Raw genomic sequence first — 20,451 nt, 5'->3', positions numbered from 1 at the left:
AACAAAAGCAACCGAGAAGGTTGCTTTTGTTTTGTGAAGAAGCTGTAATTTTAGTTCTAGGATAATAAGAAAATGACATACGTGAATTGTGAAAATGCTAGTTTAAGTAAAAATGTAATGTGAAAAATTAAGTATTTATAAAAAGGATTTGGAATGACGATGACGTATTTATTATGTGTGTTTATTGAATTGCTGATCAACGCATTTTAAATCTTCATCAAATTTCTCGTGTGTCCGCTCGATTAATTTATGAAACATATCTCCAACATGTTCTTCTAAAACCTGAATACCTTCTCCTGTAACGCCGCCTTTCACACATACTTTTTCTTGTAAAGTAGGCAATGTGAAAATTCCTTTTTCGAGTAGTTTCCCCATTCCAACGACCATTTCACTTACTAAAGTAGTGGCTTCTTCATGTGTAATATTTGTTTTATCTACAGCAGCATTAATGAAACATTGTAATAAATAACTAAAGAATGCAGGGCCGCAGCTTGCTATATCAGATGAAACGCGCGTTATATCTTCTTCTATTACAAGGGGAGTAGAAATGTTTTTGAATAAGCGAAATAGTTTTTGTTGCCATTCTTCAGAGCAGTTACTTCCAAATGTAAATAGTGATGCGCCGGATAGGGCGCGGTTTGTAATGCTCGGAATAATACGAGCAACATGGCAAGGTACAAGTGTCTCTAATTGTGATGGAGATATTGGACTTGTGATAGAAACTAAGCACTTTTCATCAGAAAAATGTTCGGCGTATTTTTGTAAGATTGGGTATATATCTATCGGCTTTACACAAATAAAAATAAGATGTGATCGTTCGATTACCTCATCAATAGTTTTGGCTATATGAACAGAAGGGTATTTTTCCTTTATATGATATGCTTTGGCGGGCGTTCGATTAATGATCGTAAGGCACGAAGGTTTGGTAGCACGGGTTTCTAAAAATGCATCGATTAGTATATTCCCCATGTTTCCTGTCCCTATAATTCCTATGTTCAATGTTTCATCCCTCCTTCGTAACAGCTTTCTCCTAAACAATATGAATGATGTTATAAATTTATGATTAGAGGTGAAAAATGATGTGGGATTTTCCAAAGAAATGGTTAGGATTAGCAGCTATTATTGGAACTGTGCTTTTTCTTCTTTTCTGGAAAACGAACGAGCATACAGAGCGATCAGCTATTGCAACGGATGTTCAAGCGAAAGATATAGAGAAGAAAAGTAAACCGAAAACATCGGATACAAAGCAGCAGAAAAAAATAATTGTAATTGATATGAAAGGGGCTGTTGTTAAAGAGGGGGTGTATGAAATGAAAGAAGGGGACCGGGTCAAGGATGCCATTGAAAAAGCAGGTGGTTTTTTGCCTGAGGCAGATAGGATGAAGGTAAATTTAGCGCAAATGGTACAAGACCAAATGCTTCTTTATGTACCGAATAAAAACGAACAAGTGCAAGAGGTAGCTGCTGTTTCAAAGGGAGAGGGAAAAGTTCAAATAAATGCAGCTTCTAAAGAACAACTTGAAAAAATTACAGGTATTGGTTCTCGGAAAGCAGAAAGTATTTTGAAATATCGAGAGGAACATGGTCCGTTTCAAAAAATAGAAGATTTGTTAGAGATTGATGGGATTGGTGTGAAGTCTTTGGAGAAAATAAAAGATCAAATTATTATTCCGTAAAAGATTGACGAAGTTTTTCTTCATTCGCTACACTACAAGTAGACAAAAAAGTAGGTGAAGAATATGGAACGAATTTCATGGGATCAATATTTTATGACGCAAAGCCATTTGTTATCTTTACGTAGTACATGTACAAGGCTTGCAGTAGGAGCGACAATTGTTCGTGATAAACGAATTATTGCTGGTGGATATAATGGTTCAATTAAAGGTGGCGTACATTGTATAGATGATGGATGCTACGTTATTGATAATCATTGTGTTCGTACAATTCATGCAGAAATGAATGCTTTATTACAGTGTGCAAAATTTGGCGTGAAAACGGAGGAAGCGGAAATTTATGTTACGCATTTTCCTTGTTTACAATGTTGTAAGGCGATTATTCAAAGTGGTATTACAGCAGTTTATTATGCACAGGATTATAAAAATCATCCGTATGCCGTAGAGTTATTTGAAAAAGCGAATGTAACAGTGAAACACGTTCCGCTAGAATACGATATTGCAGCATTAGAGGATCAAAAGCGTCATATGGAGTTAAAAGAACTATTTGCATCTTTAGAAAAAGAGAACTTATCAATGGAAGAATTACAGCATGTATTCACGAAAGCAAAAATGATGCTATAAGGAGTGAGTATGAGTTGCAAGGACAATGGGGCTATGTTGCAATCTCATTTATAATTGGGATTGCAATTGCCTTCTCCTCTTCAGTTGTATGGCTAATTTGTTGTCTCGTTCTAAATGTTTTCTTTTGTTTGTATCGTACTTCGCGTAAAACCTTCTTTTATTGTATGATAGCGTGTTTAAGTGGCGCTATGTACACCACGTATGTTCAAGGGCAAAACAAGCCTCTGGGAGAGTCCTACGAAGCTACAAGAGGGATGATACATAATACACCTCTTATTAATGGAGATCGCCTCTCGTTTCAAATTGAAGATCAGAATAAAAATATAGTGCAGTTAAGTTACAAAATGAAATCAGCCTTGGAAAAGAAACAGATGCGACAATTACATGCAGGAGTATCATGTGTATTCGAAGGTGAGAGGAAAGAACCACAAATAGCTCGGAATTTTCATGGGTTTAATTATCGTGATTATTTATATAATCAAAATATTCATTTCATATTGGACGCTACATATATTTCTGAATGCCATAAAACATCGTTATCACTCGTGCAATGGATTCTTCTTTTGAGGCAACAAGCAATCTCAGAAGTTACAGAAATGTTTCCAGAACAATCAGGTGCTTTTATGAATGCATTAGTATTTGGTGATAGACAACAAATGACATTTGAAGTTGAAGAGCAATATCAACAATTCGGTCTCGTGCATTTGTTGGCGATTTCAGGATCGCATATCGTATTGTTAATGGTAATCGTGTATTTTATTTTGCTAAGAAGCGGTGTGACAAGGGAGGTAGCAACAGTATGTCTTATCTTCTGCATTCCGCTATATATGATTTTAGCAGGAGCGTCACCATCTGTTATAAGAGCTTCTATAACAGGAGTTTTCATGTTAATTGCTTTTATGTGTTCTATTCGTTTATCTAGCTTAGATGCTTTAAGTATAACAGCTATATGTATGCTTATATTTGATCCATATCTCGTGTTTAATATTGGTTTTCAGTTTTCTTTCGTTGGTAGTTTTGCTTTACTTTTATCTGCCCCGCTTTTACTAGAGAGTGGTAATGGAGTAATTCGAAATTCTATTTATATTTCTTTCATTTCACAGCTCGTTAGTACTCCGATTTTGTTATATCACTTCGGTTATTTTTCTCCATATAGTATTTTCTTAAATATCCTATACGTTCCGTTTTTATCTCTCGTTGTATTGCCGTGCAGTATTGTTATTTTGATATGTATACCGATCATTCCGTTTCTTGCAAAAAGGCTTGGGAATGTATTATCAATAGGTTTGAATCTTTCTAATGATTTTTTAAGTTATTGCGAAAACTTACCATTTACCCGTCTTAATTTCGGACAAACACCTATACTTCTTGTAGCCCTATATTGCGTGAGTATTATTAGTATATTGATGGTTTGGGAAAGGCGAATGACGAAGGGGATTCTGTTTATATCTGCGGGTGTATTTCTTTTTATTAGTACATGCCATTATGTATATCCGTATTTTCGAGAAAGTGGGAGTGTTACCTTTCTCGATGTTGGACAGGGAGATGCAATATTAATTCGCCTCCCGTATGATCAAGAGATTTACCTTATTGATACTGGTGGAACAATTCGTCCAAACAAGGAAGAATGGCAACGTAAAAAGCATGAATTTTCTGTCGGAAATGATATTTTGATTCCTTATTTACAAAAGGAAGGTATTAAAAAGATCGATAAATTAATTATAACGCATGGAGATGCGGATCATATAGGTGCTGCGCAACAGTTATTATCAAATATAACCGTAAAAGAAGTTGTATTTGGCCGAAAGGAACAAGATGCGGAATTAGAAAAAATAGTAAAGAAACAGGCTTTAGAAAAGGAAGTGAAAATAAGAGAAGTGAGAGAAGGAGAAAGTTGGAGCATAAATGGAGCGGAATTTTTCGTATTAGCGCCAACAGGGAAGGAGAGCAGTGAAAATAACGCTTCAATTATAATGTTGGCAAAATTAGGAGGACTAAGGTGGTTGTTTACAGGTGATTTAGAAGAAGAAGGTGAGAAGTTTTTAGTAGCTACGTATCCAGAGTTGCGAGTGGATGTTTTAAAGGTTGCTCATCATGGGAGTAATACGTCATCTACAACAACTTTTCTGAGCGTCGTACAGCCTAATATAGCGGTTATTTCTGCCGGTGAGCGTAATAGGTATGGGCACCCTCATAAGGACGTTATAGAGCGTTTTGAGAAGAGGGGGATTGAAATATGGCGTACGGATAAGCAAGGGGCTATTTCCTATGTTTTTAAAGGGGAAAACGGAACCTTTCGCAGCAAAATCACATATGATGAAACACATAATAGATAAAAAAGACTGCCAGTAAGCAGCAGTCTTTAAGAACCGATAAATTTAATAACAGTTGCAATGATGAAAAGTGTTGCGAAAAAACCAAATGAGACGATAAATCCTACCCCTGAATCAATAGCGTCATTGCGTTTACTTTGAACGTTTTGTTCAAAATCATTCATTTAGAATCCCTCCCCAACATTCCACTTTAGTATAAAATATTGTCAGAAAAAAATCTACAATTTCCATGTGAGGAGAAATAGAGCGTTTTTACTACTTTTAGATCATGAAGTAATGTGAATTTTTGTTTCCAAGCATGTTAACAGTTGGCACTTATACTCGAATTTTTATTGCGAATAATAAAGGGAAGGTGATTACCGCACACCAATAAGAAACCCGGGGCTTATTGCGTGGCGTTTAATATAAATAAAGGGACGGGTTATATTGCCTGTTCCTTTGTACTTGTAAAACAAAAGCTAGGGCATTAGTATAAATATATATTGCCAAGTTAGGGAGTAGGAAAAAGTATGAGTGATATACATAAAAAGATTAAAAAGAAGCAGTTTGCTCCGTTATATTTACTGTATGGAACGGAAGCGTTTTTTATAAATGAAACGATAAAGCTTATTACAACAGAAGCGCTTGAAGAGGAAGATCGCGAGTTTAATGTTGTTACATATGATTTAGAAGAAGCATATTTAGAAGATGTGGTTGAGGATGCACGTACACTTCCTTTTTTCGGAGAACGTAAAGTGTTATTAATAAAATCACCACTCTTTTTAACTTCACAAAAAGAAAAGTTAGAACAAAATATAAAAATTTTAGAAGAATATATCGGGGAACCTTCTCCCTTTTCTATTCTTGTTTTTGTTGCGCCTTACGAAAAGCTGGATGAACGAAAAAAAATTACAAAACTATTAAAGAAAACAGCGGATGTAGTAGAAGCGAATGCAATGCAAGTGCAGGATGTTCAGAAGTGGATTGTTGCTCGGGCAGATGAAGTGCATGTGCATATTGATCATGCGGCTGTTAGTTTGTTGTTAGAGCTTGTGGGAAGTAATGTAACGATGTTGGCGAAGGAAATGGACAAGTTAACGTTATATGTCGGTATGGGCGGAGACATTACACCGAAACTCGTTGCAGAGCTTGTGCCAAAATCAGTTGAACAAAATGTGTTTGCTTTGACAGAAAAAGTGGTAAAAAAAGATATCGCGGGTGCAATGCAAATTTTGGATGGATTATTTACGCAGCAGGAGGAACCTATTAAATTACTTGCGTTATTAGTAAGTCAATTTCGTTTACTGCATCAAGTGAAAGAGTTACAGCAGCGTGGTTACGGCCAAAATCAAATCGCGTCTCATATTGGTGTGCATCCATATCGTGTAAAATTAGCGATGAATCAAACGAAGTTTTTCTCTTTTGAAGAATTAAAAAAAGTGATAATGGAATTAGCGGAAGCTGATTATAGTATGAAAACGGGAAAAATGGATAAAAAACTTGTGCTCGAGTTTTTCTTAATGCGGTTAAATCATATGTGATGAAACAAAAAAAGTTCACGTGCTAAGAGCGTGAACTTTTTTGTATATAAAAAAACGATCCGAATGGATCGTTTTTTAAACGCCTTACGCGTTTACTTGTTTCGCTAAGCGAGATTTTTGACGAGCTGCAGCGTTTTGGTGGATAAGACCTTTACGAGCTGCTTTGTCAAGTTTTTTAGAAGCAGTTTTGAAAGCTTCTTTAGCATTTTCAAGATCGTTATTAGTAACTAAAGCTTCTACAGTTTTAACAGCAGAACGCATGTCAGACTTGATAGAAGCGTTATGTGCACGACGCTCTTCGCTAAGTTTAGCGCGTTTGATAGCAGATTTGATGTTTGCCATACTTTTCACCTCCCTGGTGCAATCGAATGACTCGATTCTTAACATAGAACAAGTGATATTCTATCAAACGGTGAAGAGAATTGCAATAGTATATCTATGAAATTTCACGTAAAGGAAAGAATGACCTTATATAACTTTGGGAAATCTAACGATATTTACTATGAATGACGGAGGAGATACGATGAAAGAACCATTAGATTTAAGTAAATATAGTGTTAGAACGGATCTTGCTGTAGAGGCGCATCAAATGCTGCAAGAGCGTCAAGAAGAGCAAAAAGGGATACAAGGCGTTATTGTAAAAGAGAGGGAAGAAGAAGGTATTACCATTACAAAAGTTACAATTGATGAAGCTGCCTCTGACTCGATGGGTAAAAAACCTGGAAATTATTTAACGCTTGAAGTACAAGGTATACGTCAACAAGATACGGAGCTGCAACAAAAAGTAGAGCGTATTTTTGCAAAAGAATTTTCTTATTTCTTAGAAGAGGTTGGCGTTACGAAAGAAGCGAGTTGTTTAATTGTTGGTCTTGGAAATTGGAATGTAACGCCGGATGCGCTTGGACCGATAGTTGTAGAAAATGTATTGGTAACGAGACATTTGTTTCAATTGCAGCCTGAAAGTGTAGAAGAAGGGTTTAGGCCTGTTAGTGCAATTCGGCCGGGGGTAATGGGGATTACAGGAATTGAAACGAGCGATGTTATTTATGGAATCATTGAGAAGACAAAGCCAGACTTTGTCATTGCAATTGATGCATTAGCTGCTCGTTCTATTGAAAGGGTAAATAGTACGATACAAATTTCTGATACAGGAATTCATCCAGGGTCGGGTGTTGGGAATAAACGTAAGGAACTCAGTAAAGAAACATTAGGTATTCCTGTTATCGCAATTGGTGTTCCGACTGTGGTGGATGCCGTTTCGATTACAAGCGATACAATTGATTTTATTTTGAAACATTTTGGACGGGAGATGAAAGAAGGAAATAAACCTTCCCGATCTTTGTTGCCGGCTGGTTTTACATTTGGAGAAAAGAAAAAATTAACAGAAGAGGATATGCCGGATGAAAAGAGCCGGAATATGTTTTTAGGTGCTGTAGGTACACTGGAAGATGAAGAGAAGAGAAAATTAATTTATGAAGTGTTATCTCCTCTTGGTCATAATTTAATGGTGACTCCGAAAGAAGTGGATGCCTTCATAGAGGATATGGCAAATGTAATAGCAAGTGGTTTAAATGCAGCGCTGCATCATCAAATTGACCAAGATAATACAGGAGCATATACACATTGATGGGAAGTGACGATAATCATGTAAGCCGCTTTTCGCTTTTATGTATATGTAGTGTGGCAATATGCTTACTTATGGTAATAGCAGGGGTGGCACTTGCAAATCATGGGTTGAAAAGTATGAAAGGTTATCAGCAAATGTCGTATGAACAAATCGCTCATATGACAGGAACAAAAGGTGAGGCCACTGAATCAGAAACTTTGGAAGGTTCGTTTTCCGCTACTGAAAAACAAAAACAATTAGAAAGCTTAAAAAGTTTTAATATTGTAGAAGGAATGGGTATGGCGATAGCAAGCGTTGCCTACGAAATAACAAAGTTTGGAACAGATATAGTTGTTGGGAAAGTAAAAGGGATTTTTAGTTAAGAGTCAAACGGAGGACGGTTGTTTTACAGGTTTGTAAGACAGCCGTTCTTTAATTTGAAAAAGGTTTGTCTCTTATGGTTTGTTCGCATAAGATATAAATAGAATGATTTGTATTGTAAGCAGCACGAGTTTTCATTGAATCTTTGCTGCTCTATTGATATAATCAGTGCTAGTGTATATTGGCGAGACTATTAGGAGTTGAGAACATAGATGAACAAAGAAGAAAGAGCAAAAAGACAGTCCAAAATTCGTAATTTCTCTATCATTGCTCATATTGACCACGGAAAGTCAACGTTAGCAGACCGTATTTTAGAGAAAACAAACGCGTTAACACAACGTGAAATGAAAGCTCAGTTGCTTGACTCTATGGATTTAGAGCGTGAGCGTGGTATTACAATTAAATTAAACGCAGTACAATTAAACTATAAAGCAAAAGACGGCGAAGAATATATTCTTCACTTAATTGATACACCAGGACACGTCGACTTTACGTACGAAGTATCTCGTAGTTTAGCGGCTTGTGAAGGTGCAATTCTTGTAGTAGATGCAGCGCAAGGTATTGAAGCGCAAACGTTAGCAAACGTATACTTAGCGCTTGATAACAATTTAGAAATTTTACCGGTTATTAATAAAATCGATTTACCAAGTGCAGACCCAGAGCGTGTACGCCAAGAGGTGGAAGATGTAATTGGGTTAGATGCATCAGAAGCTGTACTTGCTTCAGCAAAAGCTGGGATTGGTATCGAAGAGATTTTAGAACAAATCGTTGAAAAAGTGCCAGCACCAACAGGTGATTCAGAAGAACCGTTACAATGTATGATCTTTGACTCTTTATATGATCCGTACCGCGGTGTAATTGCTTATATCCGTGTTGTAAATGGAACGGTAAAAGTTGGCGATAAAGTACGTATGATGGCAACTGGTAAAGAATTTGAAGTAACAGAAGTAGGTGTATTTACACCGAAAACTACGCAACGTGACGAGTTAACAGTAGGTGATGTAGGTTTCTTAGCAGCATCGATTAAAAATGTTGGTGATACACGCGTTGGTGATACGATTACACACGCGAAACGTCCAGCAGCTGAGCCATTACCTGGTTACCGTAAATTAAATCCAATGGTATTCTGTGGTCTGTACCCGATTGACTCTGCACGTTACAACGACTTACGTGATGCGCTAGAGAAATTAGAATTAAACGATTCTGCTCTTGAGTTTGAGCCAGAAACATCTCAAGCGCTAGGATTTGGTTTCCGTTGTGGATTCTTAGGACTTCTTCATATGGAAATCATTCAAGAGCGTATTGAACGTGAATTTAAAATTGATTTAATTACAACAGCGCCAAGTGTTATTTATAAAGTATTCTTAACGAATGGTGAAGACATGATTGTCGATAACCCGTCTAATATGCCGGATCCACAGACAATTGATCGTGTTGAAGAGCCATTTGTTAAAGCAGCAATTATGGTTCCGAATGACTATGTTGGAGCTGTAATGGAAATTTGCCAAGGTAAACGCGGAACGTTTATTGATATGCAATATTTAGATGAAACGCGTGTTACATTGACATATGAAATCCCATTATCAGAAATCGTATATGACTTCTTCGATCAGTTGAAATCAAATACGAAAGGATACGCATCATTTGATTATGAGTTAATTGGTTACAAGCCATCTAAACTTGTGAAAATGGATATTCTTTTAAATTCTGAGCAAGTCGATGCTCTATCATTTATCGTACACCGTGATTCAGCGTATGACCGTGGTAAAGTAATCGTAGAAAAATTAAAAGAATTAATTCCAAGACAGCAGTTCGAAGTGCCAATTCAAGCGACGATCGGAAACAAAGTTGTAGCGCGTTCTACAATTAAAGCGATGCGTAAAAACGTACTTGCGAAATGTTACGGTGGTGACATTTCTCGTAAGCGTAAACTTCTTGATAAGCAAAAAGAAGGTAAAAAACGTATGAAGTCTGTTGGTTCTGTAGAAGTACCGCAAGAAGCATTCATGGCTGTACTGAAAATGGATGACAACTAATAGTTGGAATGAAAAAAAGAAGTCGTTTATGCGGCTTCTTTTTTACGTATAATTACTTTTTAGACATCTGAGTAGCTCTCATTTACAATAGTGAGAGAGCTTTTTAGTTCATATAAAGTTAGGAGTTTGTTAATGTCCGAAAATATTCGAAAAGATATTCAAGAAAAAATACAAAATGGCAATTTTAATTGTGAAAAGGAATTGACGCTTTCTATTATTAGTGGAAAGTGGAAAGTTGTAATATTGTGGCATCTTGGTGTGGAAGGGCCTCATCGTTTTAGTGAATTACAGCGATTATTTCCGAGCATTTCTCATAAAGTTTTATCAAACCAATTAAAAGAGTTAATGGAAGATGGGATTGTTGATCGAACAGTATACCCGGAAATTCCACCGCGAGTGGAATATTATATGACGGAATTAGGCATGTCGCTTTTACCAATCGTTGAAATGATGTATGATTGGGGAAAAATGCGAATGGAACAAATTCGTAATACGTTAGAGAAGTAAAAGAAGCCTCCCGAGCGCGGAGGTTTTCTTTTTAGAAAGGTAGGAGTTATTTTGGTGCAAGCTGCATATATTCATATTCCGTTTTGTCAGCATATTTGTCACTATTGTGATTTTAATAAAGTGTTTATTGAACGCCAGCCGGTCGATCAATATTTAGAGTATTTAGAGAAAGAAATAATAAATACAGTTCAAAAGGTACCGTTTGATAGTATGAAAACGATTTTTGTTGGCGGGGGAACTCCAACAGCATTAAATATGGAACAGACAAAGAAATTATTAAATATTATAAATCGTCGTTTACGTCCGTTTGCCCCGAATTGTGAATTAACATTTGAAGCGAATCCAGGTGATTTGCCGAAAGAGAAATTAAATGTATTGCTAGAAGGTGGAGTGAACCGAATTAGTTTTGGGGTGCAAACATTTCGAGATGAATTGCTTGAGAAAATTGGACGTAAGCATACGAGAGAAGATGCGTTTGTAGCAATTAGAGAAGCGCAGGAAGTAGGCTTTAAAAATATAAATGTAGATATTATTTATGCTCTGCCAGGACAGACGATAGAAGATGTAAAAGAAACATTAGACATTGCTTTTACGCTTGGTGTACAACATTTCTCGGCATATTCATTAATTGTGGAACCGAAAACAGTATTTTATAACTTAATGAATAAAGGGAAATTAAGACTTCCAGGTGAAGACCATGAAGCGAAAATGTACGAAATGGTAATGGATGAAATGGAGAAACATGGCTATACCCAGTATGAAATTAGTAATTTTTCAAAAGGTAATAATGAAAGTAGACATAATCTCACATACTGGAATAATGAAGAGTATTATGGATTTGGAGCTGGAGCGCATAGTTATGTAAATGGAGAACGTATCCAAAATGTAGGGCCGCTCAAGCAATATTTCAATAAAATCGATGAAACCGGATTTCCGTATTTAGATGTTCACGTGGTGACGGAGAAAGAAAAAATGGAAGAAGAGTTGTTCTTAGGACTCCGAAAAACAAAAGGTGTATCTAAAATAGCGTTTCAAAAGAAATTTAATATGGAAATGGATCAAGTTTTCGCGAAGCAGTTACAAAACAACCAAGAACAAGGATTGCTTGAAGAGAGCGATGGATATGTTCGTTTAACGCGAAAAGGAAAATTATTAGGGAATGAAGTATTCCAATCATTTTTGATTGACTAATTAAATGTTCCATTAACGTGAAAAAGTTTCATTATTTCGTGACGTTTCCGTTGACAATTGAATGTCAATTTTGGTAAGTTATTAATAGATTTAGCACTCGAAGACAAAGAGTGCTAACAGAGGTGATGATGAGATGCTTACGGAACGTCAGCTCTTAATTTTACAAACAATTATTGATGACTTTATTGGATCAGCGCAACCTGTTGGGTCAAGGACGTTGGCTAAAAAAGATGAAATTACATTTAGTTCAGCTACTATACGAAATGAAATGGCTGATTTAGAGGAACTAGGATTTATTGAGAAAACGCATAGTTCTTCTGGACGCGTTCCTTCTGAAAAAGGATACCGATTTTATGTAGACCATCTTTTAGCGCCGCAAAATTTACCGAACGATGAAATTGTACAAATTAAAGATTTATTTGCTGAAAGAATTTTTGAAGCGGAAAAGATTGCACAACAATCAGCTCAAATTTTATCAGAGCTTACAAATTATACGGCCATTGTTCTTGGACCGAAGTTAAGCACAAATAAACTTAAAAACGTACAAATTGTTCCGCTTGATCGTCAAACCGCAGTCGCTATTATTGTAACGGATACAGGGCATGTACAAAGCAAAACGATTACCGTTCCGGAATCTGTTGATTTATCAGATTTAGAAAAAATGGTTAATATTTTAAATGAAAAGCTATCGGGCGTACCAATGTCGGAACTCCATAATAAAATCTTTAAGGAGATTGTTACGGTATTGCGTGGGTATGTTCATAATTACGATAGTGCAATAAAAATATTGGATGGTACATTTCAAGTTCCGTTATCGGAAAAGATATACTTTGGAGGGAAGGCAAATATGCTTTCGCAACCAGAGTTTCATGACATTCAAAAAGTTAGATCTTTACTTACCATGATTGATAACGAAGCTGAGTTTTATGATATTTTGCGTCATAAACAAGTTGGTATTCAAGTGAAAATTGGTAGGGAAAACTCTGCGACAGCCATGGAAGATTGTAGTTTGATTTCTGCAACATATTCGATTGGAGAAGAACAACTTGGAACAATTGCAATTTTAGGTCCAACGAGAATGCAATACTCTCGTGTAATTAGTTTGTTGCAGTTATTTACAAGGCAAATTACAGATGGACTAAAAAAATAAAGAATGAAGAAGAATACATTCGCTCAAGTGATAAGCAATACATCACTGTGTGTAATATATAACTATACTTAGGTAATCATGCTATGCATGATACCTAATACCTTTTAAGGAGGTGAAAATTGTGGAAGAGCGTAGCGAACAAGTTGTAGAAGAAGTGAAAGAAGAAGTAAAAGAAGCACAAGTTGAAGAAGCCGTAACATCTGAAGACAGCGAAGAAACTGTTGAAGAAAAAAGTGAGGCTGCTCTTTTACAAGAAAAAGTAGATGAATTGCAAGCGAAACTGACGGAAACGGAAGGCCGTATGCTACGTCTACAAGCTGATTTTGAAAATTATAAGCGTCGTGTTCAAATGGATAAACAGGCTGCTGAAAAATATAGAGCACAAAGTCTTGTTTCGGATATTTTGCCAGCTCTTGATAATTTTGAAAGAGCGATGCAAGTAGAAGCAACTGATGAGCAAATGAAGTCCTTATTACAAGGGATGGAAATGGTATATCGTCAATTGTTAGAAGCGATGACAAAAGAAGGTGTAGAAGCGATTGAAGCTGTTGGTAAACAGTTTGATCCTCATGAACACCAAGCTGTTATGCAAGTAGAAGACAGCGAATTTGAATCAAATGCGGTTGTGGAAGAATTCCAAAAAGGTTATAAATTAAAAGACCGTGTAATTCGCCCATCGATGGTAAAAGTAAATCAATAATTTACATAAAAGTAGGAGGATTAGCCATGAGTAAAATTATCGGTATTGACTTAGGTACAACAAACTCTTGTGTAGCTGTTATGGAAGGTGGAGAACCAAAGGTTATCCCAAATCCAGAAGGAAACCGTACAACACCTTCTGTTGTAGCTTTCAAAAATGAAGAACGTCAAGTTGGGGAAGTAGCAAAGCGTCAAGCAATTACAAACCCAAATACAATCATGTCTGTTAAACGTCATATGGGTACAGACTACAAAGTAGAAATCGAAGGTAAAGAATATACACCTCAAGAAATTTCTGCAATCATTTTACAAAACTTAAAAGCTTCTGCTGAAGCATATTTAGGTGAAACAGTAACGAAAGCTGTTATTACAGTACCTGCATACTTCAACGATGCAGAGCGTCAAGCAACGAAAGATGCTGGTCGTATCGCTGGTTTAGAAGTTGAGCGTATCATTAACGAACCAACAGCAGCAGCGCTTGCTTATGGTTTAGAAAAACAAGATGAAGAGCAAAAAATCTTAGTATATGACTTAGGTGGCGGTACATTTGACGTATCTATCCTTGAGTTAGCAGATGGAACATTTGAAGTTATTTCAACTGCTGGTGACAACCGTCTTGGTGGAGATGACTTTGACCAAGTTATCATCGATCACTTAGTAGCTGAGTTCAAAAAAGAAAATAACATTGATTTAAGCCAAGATAAAATGGCACTTCAACGTTTGAAAGATGCAGCTGAAAAAGCGAAAAAAGATCTTTCAGGTGTAACACAAACACAAATTTCATTGCCATTCATTAGTGCTGGAGCTGCTGGTCCATTACACTTAGAATTAACATTAACAAGAGCGAAATTCGAAGAGCTTTCAGCAAACCTTGTTGAAAGAACATTAGAACCAACTCGTCGTGCTTTAAAAGATGCTGGTCTATCTGCAAGTGAATTAGATCGCGTTATCCTTGTTGGTGGTTCTACTCGTATCCCAGCTGTACAAGAAGCTATTAAACGTGAAACTGGTAAAGAACCATATAAAGGTGTAAACCCGGATGAAGTTGTAGCATTAGGTGCTGCAGTTCAAGGTGGCGTACTTACTGGTGATGTAGAAGGCGTACTATTATTAGATGTAACTCCACTTTCTTTAGGTATTGAAACTATGGGTGGTGTGTTCACGAAATTAATCGAGCGTAACACTACAATTCCAACAAGTAAGTCACAAGTATTCTCAACAGCTGCTGATAACCAACCAGCAGTAGACATTCACGTATTACAAGGTGAGCGTCCAATGTCAGCTGACAACAAAACGTTAGGACGTTTCCAATTAACGGATATCCCACCAGCACCACGTGGTATTCCACAAATCGAAGTAACATTCGATATTGATGCGAACGGTATCGTTAACGTACGTGCAAAAGATTTAGGAACAAGCAAAGAACAAGCTATTACAATCCAATCTTCTTCAGGTCTTTCTGATGAAGAAGTAGATCGTATGGTAAAAGAAGCAGAAGCAAATGCTGACGCTGACCAAAAACGTAAGGAAGAAGTTGAACTTCGTAACGAAGCTGACCAACTTGTATTCCAAACAGATAAAGTTGTAAAAGATTTAGAAGGTAAAGTAGATGCAGCTGAAGTTGCAAAAGCAACAGAAGCAAAAGAAGCATTACAAGCTGCGATTGAGAAGAACGAGCTTGAGGAAATCCGTGCGAAAAAAGACGCTTTACAAGAAATTGTACAACAACTAACTGTTAAACTATATGAGCAAGCTCAAGCAGCTGCAGGGCAAGCAGAAGGTGCACAAGGAGCACAAGATGCTGGCGCGAAGAAAGACAATGTAGTAGACGCTGAGTTTGAAGAAGTAAAAGAAGACAAGTAATTCAACTTTAAACATAATAAGTAAGATGACAAAAAGTCAAAGTCAAGCGTGCCTTGGCTTTGGCTTTTTTCACGAATGAGAAGGAATGTGTGAGGGTCTTAAGTTTTTCACTTTGCATACTGTAAGTGAGGAAACTTTGTTGCAAAGCACTTTCTTTCGGTGTTAAAATTACGTTTATGTGAAAGATTCGGGGGTTGTAAATTTATGAGTAAACGAGATTATTATGAGGTCCTTGGACTTAGCAAGGGTGCTTCAAAAGATGAAATAAAAAAAGCGTATCGTCGTTTGGCTAAAAAATACCATCCAGACGTAAGTAAAGAAGAAAATGCAATTGAAAAGTTTAAAGAAGTACAAGAAGCATACGAAGTATTAAGCGACGATCAAAAGCGTGCGCAATATGATCAATTTGGTCATGCTGGTGCTAATCAAGGCTTCGGTGGCTTTGGCGGCGGAGGAGACTTCGGCGGTGGCTTCGGTTTTGAAGATATCTTTAGTTCATTCTTTGGCGGCGGTGGTGGCAGACGTCGTGATCCAAATGCTCCGCGCCAAGGTGCTGACTTACAATATCAAGTCACTTTAGATTTTGAAGAAGCTATTTTTGGTAAAGAGTTAAATGTTGAGATTCCAGTAGAAGATCCATGTGATACTTGTAAAGGTAGCGGGGCAAAACCAGGAACTTCAAAAGAAACATGTAAACATTGCTCAGGATCAGGGCAAGTAAGTGTAGAACAAAATACACCATTTGGTCGTATCGTAAACCGTCAAGCTTGCGGTCATTGTTCAGGAACTGGGCAAATCATTAAAGAAAAATGTACGACATGCCACGGTTCCGGTAAAGTTCGTAAACGTAAAAAAATCAATGTTAAAATTCCAGCAGGTATCGATAATGGTCAACAAATCCGCGTATCTGGAAAAGGTGAAGCGGGCGTAAATGGCGGCCCAGCAGGAGATTTATATGTTGTTGTTCATGTAAGAAATCATGAATTCTTTGAGCGCGAAGGAGATCACATTATTTGCGAAATGCCATTAACATTTGCGCAAATGGCACTTGGTGATGAAGTAGAAGTTCCTACTGTTCATGGTAAAGTGAAGCTGAAAATTCCAGCAGGAACACAAACAGGAACAGAATTCCGCCTAAAAGGAAAGGGTGCTCCGAACGTACGTGGATACGGCCAAGGAGATCAATATGTAGTCGTACGTGTTGTTGTACCGACGAAATTAACTTCACAGCAAAAAGATTTATTGCGTGAATTTGCAGGACAAGAAGAGCAGGATGATAGTTTATTCGGAAAGCTTAAACGTGCTTTCAAAGGGGAATAATGGAAATAAAAATTGGAGTTGGTAAATTGTGAAATGGTCAGAAATTAGTATTCATACAAAAGAAGAAGCAGTAGAAGCTGTCTCTCATATTTTACATGAAGCTGGTGCTAGTGGAGTTGCGATTGAGGATCCAGCGGAATTGACAAAAGAGCGCGAGCAACAATATGGTGAAATTTATGCATTGAACCCAGATGAGTATCCGGCGGAAGGTGTGTTAATAAAAGCCTATTTCCCACAAACGGATTCTTTACATGAAACAATTGCAAGTGTAAAATCATCTATTGATGCTCTTCCATCTTACGACATCGAAATTGGTACTGGAAATATTACCGTTAACGAGGTCAATGAAGAAGATTGGGCTACTGCTTGGAAAAAATATTACCATCCAGTACAAATTTCTGATACATTCACAATTGTGCCGACGTGGGAAGAATATACACCATCTTCTCCGGAAGAAAAAATTATTGAATTAGATCCAGGTATGGCATTTGGAACGGGAACTCATCCAACAACAACGATGTGTATCCGTGCTTTAGAAAAAACAGTACAGCCAGGTGATACGATCATTGATGTAGGAACAGGTTCTGGTGTACTGAGTATTGCAGCAGCAAAATTAGGTGCGTCTTCTGTTCAAGCATATGATTTAGATCCAGTTGCAGTTGAAAGTGCAGAAATGAATGTACGTTTAAATAAAACAGATGATATCGTATCTGTTGGACAAAATAGTCTTTTAGAAGGTATTGAAGGTCCTGTTGATTTAATCGTAGCTAACTTATTAGCAGAAATTATTCTTTTATTCCCTGAAGATGCAGCGAGAGTTGTGAAGTCAGGCGGATTATTTATTACATCGGGCATTATTGCTGCGAAGGAAAAAGTAATTTCTGAAGCGCTAGAAAAAGCTGGATTTACAATTGAAGAAGTGTTACGAATGGAAGATTGGGTAGCAATTATTGCACGAAATGCGTAATATAGATTTTAGTCTATAATGAAAAGGGGGGAGTCTCTCACTATAGGGTGAGGGACTTGCCGTTTGTTATATGAAAAATGATAACGTTTCGTTCTTTTCGTAAGTATTGGCTTACGAAAGGAACGAAACTCTACTAAGGTGATTATATGCAACGTTATTTTGTAGAAGAGAAATATGTAAATGAGACAAGTATTCGCATTGTAGGTGATGACGTACATCATATCGCAAGAGTGATGCGTATGTCAGCTGGAGATCACATTTATTGCTGTGTAAACGGAAAAACAGCCGTATGTTCAATTGATGAAATTACCAGTGAATTTATTCATACTGCTATTGTAGAATGGGTAGAGGCGTCAAGTGAACTTCCTGTTTTCGTGACGATTGCAAGTGGACTGCCGAAAGGAGACAAGCTAGAGTTAATTTTTCAAAAAGGAACTGAGCTTGGGGCAGCTGCATTCTTACCATTTCAAGCATCTCGCTCTATCGTAAAATGGGATGCGAAAAAAGCGGATAAAAAAGTTGAACGTTTAAGAAAAATTGTGAAAGAAGCTGCGGAACAATCACATAGAAGTGAAATTCCAGAAGTACACGCCCCAGCATCGTTTAAACAATTGCTATCAATGAGTGGTGAGTATGATGTTTGTCTTGTTGCTTACGAAGAGGAAGCGAAACAAGGCGAGAAATCTAATTTTGCGAAAGCTTTAACGATGATGAAACCAGGTCAAAAGTTATTGATTGTATTTGGCCCAGAAGGCGGTTTGGCTGAGGAAGAGATTACAGCGCTTCGTGAACATAAATTTGTACCATGTAGTTTAGGACCAAGAATTTTAAGAACAGAAACGGCGCCGTTATATGCGTTAAGTGCTGCTTCGTATCATTTTGAATTGATGGGGTGATGATCAATGTCAACTGTTGCGTTCCATACGTTAGGTTGTAAAGTAAACCACTATGAAACAGAAGCCATTTGGCAATTGTTTAAACAAGGTGGATATGAAAGAACTGAATATGAAAAAAAAGCTGATGTATATGTTATTAATACATGTACAGTAACGAATACGGGGGATAAGAAAAGTCGTCAAGTTATTAGACGTGCTGTTCGTCAAAACCCAGATGCGGTTATTTGTGTAACAGGATGTTATGCACAAACATCTCCAGCGGAAATTATGGCGATTCCAGGTGTAGATATTGTAGTTGGTACACAAGATCGTGAAAAGATGTTAGGATACATCGAAGAATTCCGTAAAGAGCGTCAGCCAATTAATGCTGTGCGTAACATTATGAAAACACGTGTATATGAAGAACTTGATGTACCTTACTTCACGGACCGTACACGTGCATCTTTAAAAATACAAGAAGGTTGTAATAACTTCTGTACATTCTGTATTATTCCTTGGGCGCGTGGTTTAATGCGCTCTCGCGATGGGAAAGAAGTTATTAAACAAGCGCAACAATTAGTAGATGCAGGCTATAAGGAAATCGTATTAACAGGTATTCATACAGGTGGGTACGGTGAAGATATTAAAGATTATAACTTAGCTGGATTACTTCGTGATATGGAAGCGGAAGTAGACGGATTAAAACGTCTTCGTATTTCTTCTATTGAAGCGAGTCAGATTTCAGATGAAGTAATTGAAGTGTTAGATAAGTCTGAAGTAGTCGTACGTCACTTACACATTCCATTGCAATCTGGATCTAATACTGTATTAAAGCGTATGCGTCGTAAATATACGATGGAATTTTTCCAAGAGCGCTTAGATCGTTTGAAAGAAGCGTTACCAGGTCTTGCGATTACATCAGACGTAATCGTTGGTTTCCCAGGTGAAACAGAAGAAGAATTCATGGAAACATACAATTTCATTAAAGAGAATCGCTTCTCTGAGTTGCACGTATTCCCGTACTCAAAACGTACAGGAACACCTGCAGCGCGTATGGAAGATCAAGTTCCTGAAGATGTGAAGAATGATCGTGTTCACCGTTTAATTGAACTATCTAATCAATTAGCGAAAGAGTATGCATCACAGTTTGAAGGAGAAGTACTTGAAATTATTCCAGAAGAACAATTTAAAGAGGGCGACCGTGAAGGCCTATATGTGGGTTATACAGATAACTACTTGAAAATTGTATTTGAAGGATCAGAAGAATTGATCGGTAAACTAGTGAAAGTAAAAATCACAAAAGCTGGTTATCCATATAACGAAGCGCAATTTGTTCGTGTCCTTGAAGATGATGTGAAAAAGGAATCAGCAAGCGCATAAAGTGAAACTTTAATGAGCGTGGGATTCATTCCCCGCTCATTATTAGCCCGGACCAATCGGGATAAAAAAGCATGCAAACGGAAACGATTTGCATGCTTTCTTTTTTAGTGGAGAAGTTAAGTACTGAAAATGTATGAAATGAGTAGTTGTTTCGTACGTTCCTGCATGAAAAAAGGTGTAATGATAAAAATATAGTTGCCTTCAGGGGAAAGGATAACAGCTATCTGCATAGTTTTTGAAAAAGGAAGAGCATCTATTCTTCTTTTATTCTGCCAAATAGTTGACCTGAAGTGATAAAATGTATTATAATCGTAAAAGACATGCTG

19 protein-coding genes are annotated in these 20,451 nt (G+C 37.1%); 16 read left to right on the top strand and 3 right to left on the bottom strand.

Going from position 1 to position 20,451, the window contains the following annotated elements:
- Positions 1-171 precede the first annotated feature (171 nt).
- Entirely contained in the window at positions 172-999 is an 828-nt protein-coding gene (gene comER / locus MR070_RS03020) for a late competence protein ComER (RefSeq protein WP_001020537.1), read from the bottom strand.
- 77 nt (positions 1,000-1,076) lie between these two features.
- On the opposite strand from comER, the gene MR070_RS03015 reads away from it, so the two are divergent.
- The 3 genes from MR070_RS03015 to MR070_RS03005 all read left to right on the top strand — a co-directional run bounded on the left by MR070_RS03015 (position 1,077) and on the right by MR070_RS03005 (position 4,633).
- Positions 1,077-1,676 (top strand): helix-hairpin-helix domain-containing protein, encoded by a 600-nt coding sequence (locus tag MR070_RS03015; protein WP_242260505.1) that lies wholly within the window; start codon positions 1,077-1,079, stop codon positions 1,674-1,676.
- Between the two features lie 63 nt (positions 1,677-1,739).
- A complete protein-coding gene (locus MR070_RS03010; RefSeq protein WP_000439783.1) occupies positions 1,740-2,297 on the top strand; it encodes a ComE operon protein 2 in 558 nt (185 codons plus the stop codon).
- A 14-nt stretch (positions 2,298-2,311) separates the two neighbouring features.
- Entirely contained in the window at positions 2,312-4,633 is a 2,322-nt protein-coding gene (locus tag MR070_RS03005) for a DNA internalization-related competence protein ComEC/Rec2 (protein ID WP_242260503.1), read from the top strand.
- Positions 4,634-4,659: 26 nt separating this feature from the next.
- On the opposite strand, the gene MR070_RS03000 is transcribed toward MR070_RS03005, so the two are convergent.
- A complete protein-coding gene (locus MR070_RS03000) occupies positions 4,660-4,794 on the bottom strand; it encodes a YqzM family protein (protein WP_000997609.1) in 135 nt (44 codons plus the stop codon).
- A 345-nt stretch (positions 4,795-5,139) separates the two neighbouring features.
- Here MR070_RS03000 and holA point away from each other — a divergent pair, with 345 nt between their 5' ends.
- Positions 5,140-6,150 (top strand): DNA polymerase III subunit delta, encoded by a 1,011-nt coding sequence (gene holA / locus MR070_RS02995; RefSeq protein WP_001279918.1) that lies wholly within the window; start codon positions 5,140-5,142, stop codon positions 6,148-6,150.
- Between the two features lie 84 nt (positions 6,151-6,234).
- Here holA and rpsT read toward each other — a convergent pair whose 3' ends face one another.
- Entirely contained in the window at positions 6,235-6,492 is a 258-nt protein-coding gene (rpsT, locus tag MR070_RS02990) for a 30S ribosomal protein S20 (protein ID WP_001274011.1), read from the bottom strand.
- Between the two features lie 181 nt (positions 6,493-6,673).
- On the opposite strand from rpsT, the gene gpr reads away from it, so the two are divergent.
- From gpr to mtaB, 12 genes are all read left to right on the top strand, one after another.
- Entirely contained in the window at positions 6,674-7,777 is a 1,104-nt protein-coding gene (gene gpr / locus MR070_RS02985) for a GPR endopeptidase (RefSeq protein WP_000662632.1), read from the top strand.
- Entirely contained in the window at positions 7,777-8,139 is a 363-nt protein-coding gene (locus MR070_RS02980; protein WP_000534316.1) for a YqxA family protein, read from the top strand. Before gpr ends, MR070_RS02980 begins: the two co-directional genes overlap by 1 nt.
- Before the next feature lie 210 nt (positions 8,140-8,349).
- Positions 8,350-10,173, top strand: a complete 1,824-nt coding sequence (gene lepA, locus MR070_RS02975) for an elongation factor 4 (RefSeq protein ID WP_001030957.1) — start codon at positions 8,350-8,352, stop codon at positions 10,171-10,173.
- Positions 10,174-10,305: 132 nt separating this feature from the next.
- The gene (locus MR070_RS02970; protein WP_001293546.1) at positions 10,306-10,680 is read left to right on the top strand and encodes a winged helix-turn-helix transcriptional regulator; all 375 of its coding nucleotides are present in this window, start codon (positions 10,306-10,308) and stop codon (positions 10,678-10,680) included.
- 51 nt (positions 10,681-10,731) lie between these two features.
- On the top strand, positions 10,732-11,871 hold the full coding sequence (gene hemW, locus MR070_RS02965; protein WP_025991619.1) for a radical SAM family heme chaperone HemW: 1,140 nt from the start codon (positions 10,732-10,734) through the stop codon (positions 11,869-11,871).
- Between the two features lie 133 nt (positions 11,872-12,004).
- The gene (gene hrcA / locus MR070_RS02960) at positions 12,005-13,021 is read left to right on the top strand and encodes a heat-inducible transcriptional repressor HrcA (RefSeq protein ID WP_000954950.1); all 1,017 of its coding nucleotides are present in this window, start codon (positions 12,005-12,007) and stop codon (positions 13,019-13,021) included.
- Between the two features lie 121 nt (positions 13,022-13,142).
- Positions 13,143-13,721 (top strand): nucleotide exchange factor GrpE, encoded by a 579-nt coding sequence (grpE, locus tag MR070_RS02955; RefSeq protein ID WP_242260502.1) that lies wholly within the window; start codon positions 13,143-13,145, stop codon positions 13,719-13,721.
- Positions 13,722-13,747: 26 nt separating this feature from the next.
- Complete coding sequence (gene dnaK, locus MR070_RS02950) at positions 13,748-15,583, top strand: chaperone protein DnaK (protein WP_000034690.1); 1,836 nt, start codon at positions 13,748-13,750, stop codon at positions 15,581-15,583.
- 204 nt (positions 15,584-15,787) lie between these two features.
- Positions 15,788-16,903, top strand: coding sequence for a chaperone protein DnaJ (gene dnaJ, locus MR070_RS02945; RefSeq protein ID WP_000043935.1), 1,116 nt, complete (start codon positions 15,788-15,790; stop codon positions 16,901-16,903).
- 28 nt (positions 16,904-16,931) lie between these two features.
- A complete protein-coding gene (gene prmA / locus MR070_RS02940) occupies positions 16,932-17,870 on the top strand; it encodes a 50S ribosomal protein L11 methyltransferase (RefSeq protein ID WP_000872093.1) in 939 nt (312 codons plus the stop codon).
- Between the two features lie 146 nt (positions 17,871-18,016).
- A complete protein-coding gene (locus tag MR070_RS02935) occupies positions 18,017-18,766 on the top strand; it encodes a 16S rRNA (uracil(1498)-N(3))-methyltransferase (RefSeq protein ID WP_098923745.1) in 750 nt (249 codons plus the stop codon).
- A 6-nt stretch (positions 18,767-18,772) separates the two neighbouring features.
- The gene (mtaB, locus tag MR070_RS02930; protein WP_000108677.1) at positions 18,773-20,125 is read left to right on the top strand and encodes a tRNA (N(6)-L-threonylcarbamoyladenosine(37)-C(2))-methylthiotransferase MtaB; all 1,353 of its coding nucleotides are present in this window, start codon (positions 18,773-18,775) and stop codon (positions 20,123-20,125) included.
- Positions 20,126-20,451 lie beyond the last annotated feature (326 nt).

The sequence above is a fragment of the Bacillus cereus group sp. BfR-BA-01453 genome (genome assembly GCF_022662915.1).
Classification (GTDB): Bacteria; Bacillota; Bacilli; order Bacillales; family Bacillaceae_G; genus Bacillus_A; species Bacillus_A paranthracis.
This window is presented reverse-complemented; position numbering and strand designations above follow the sequence as displayed.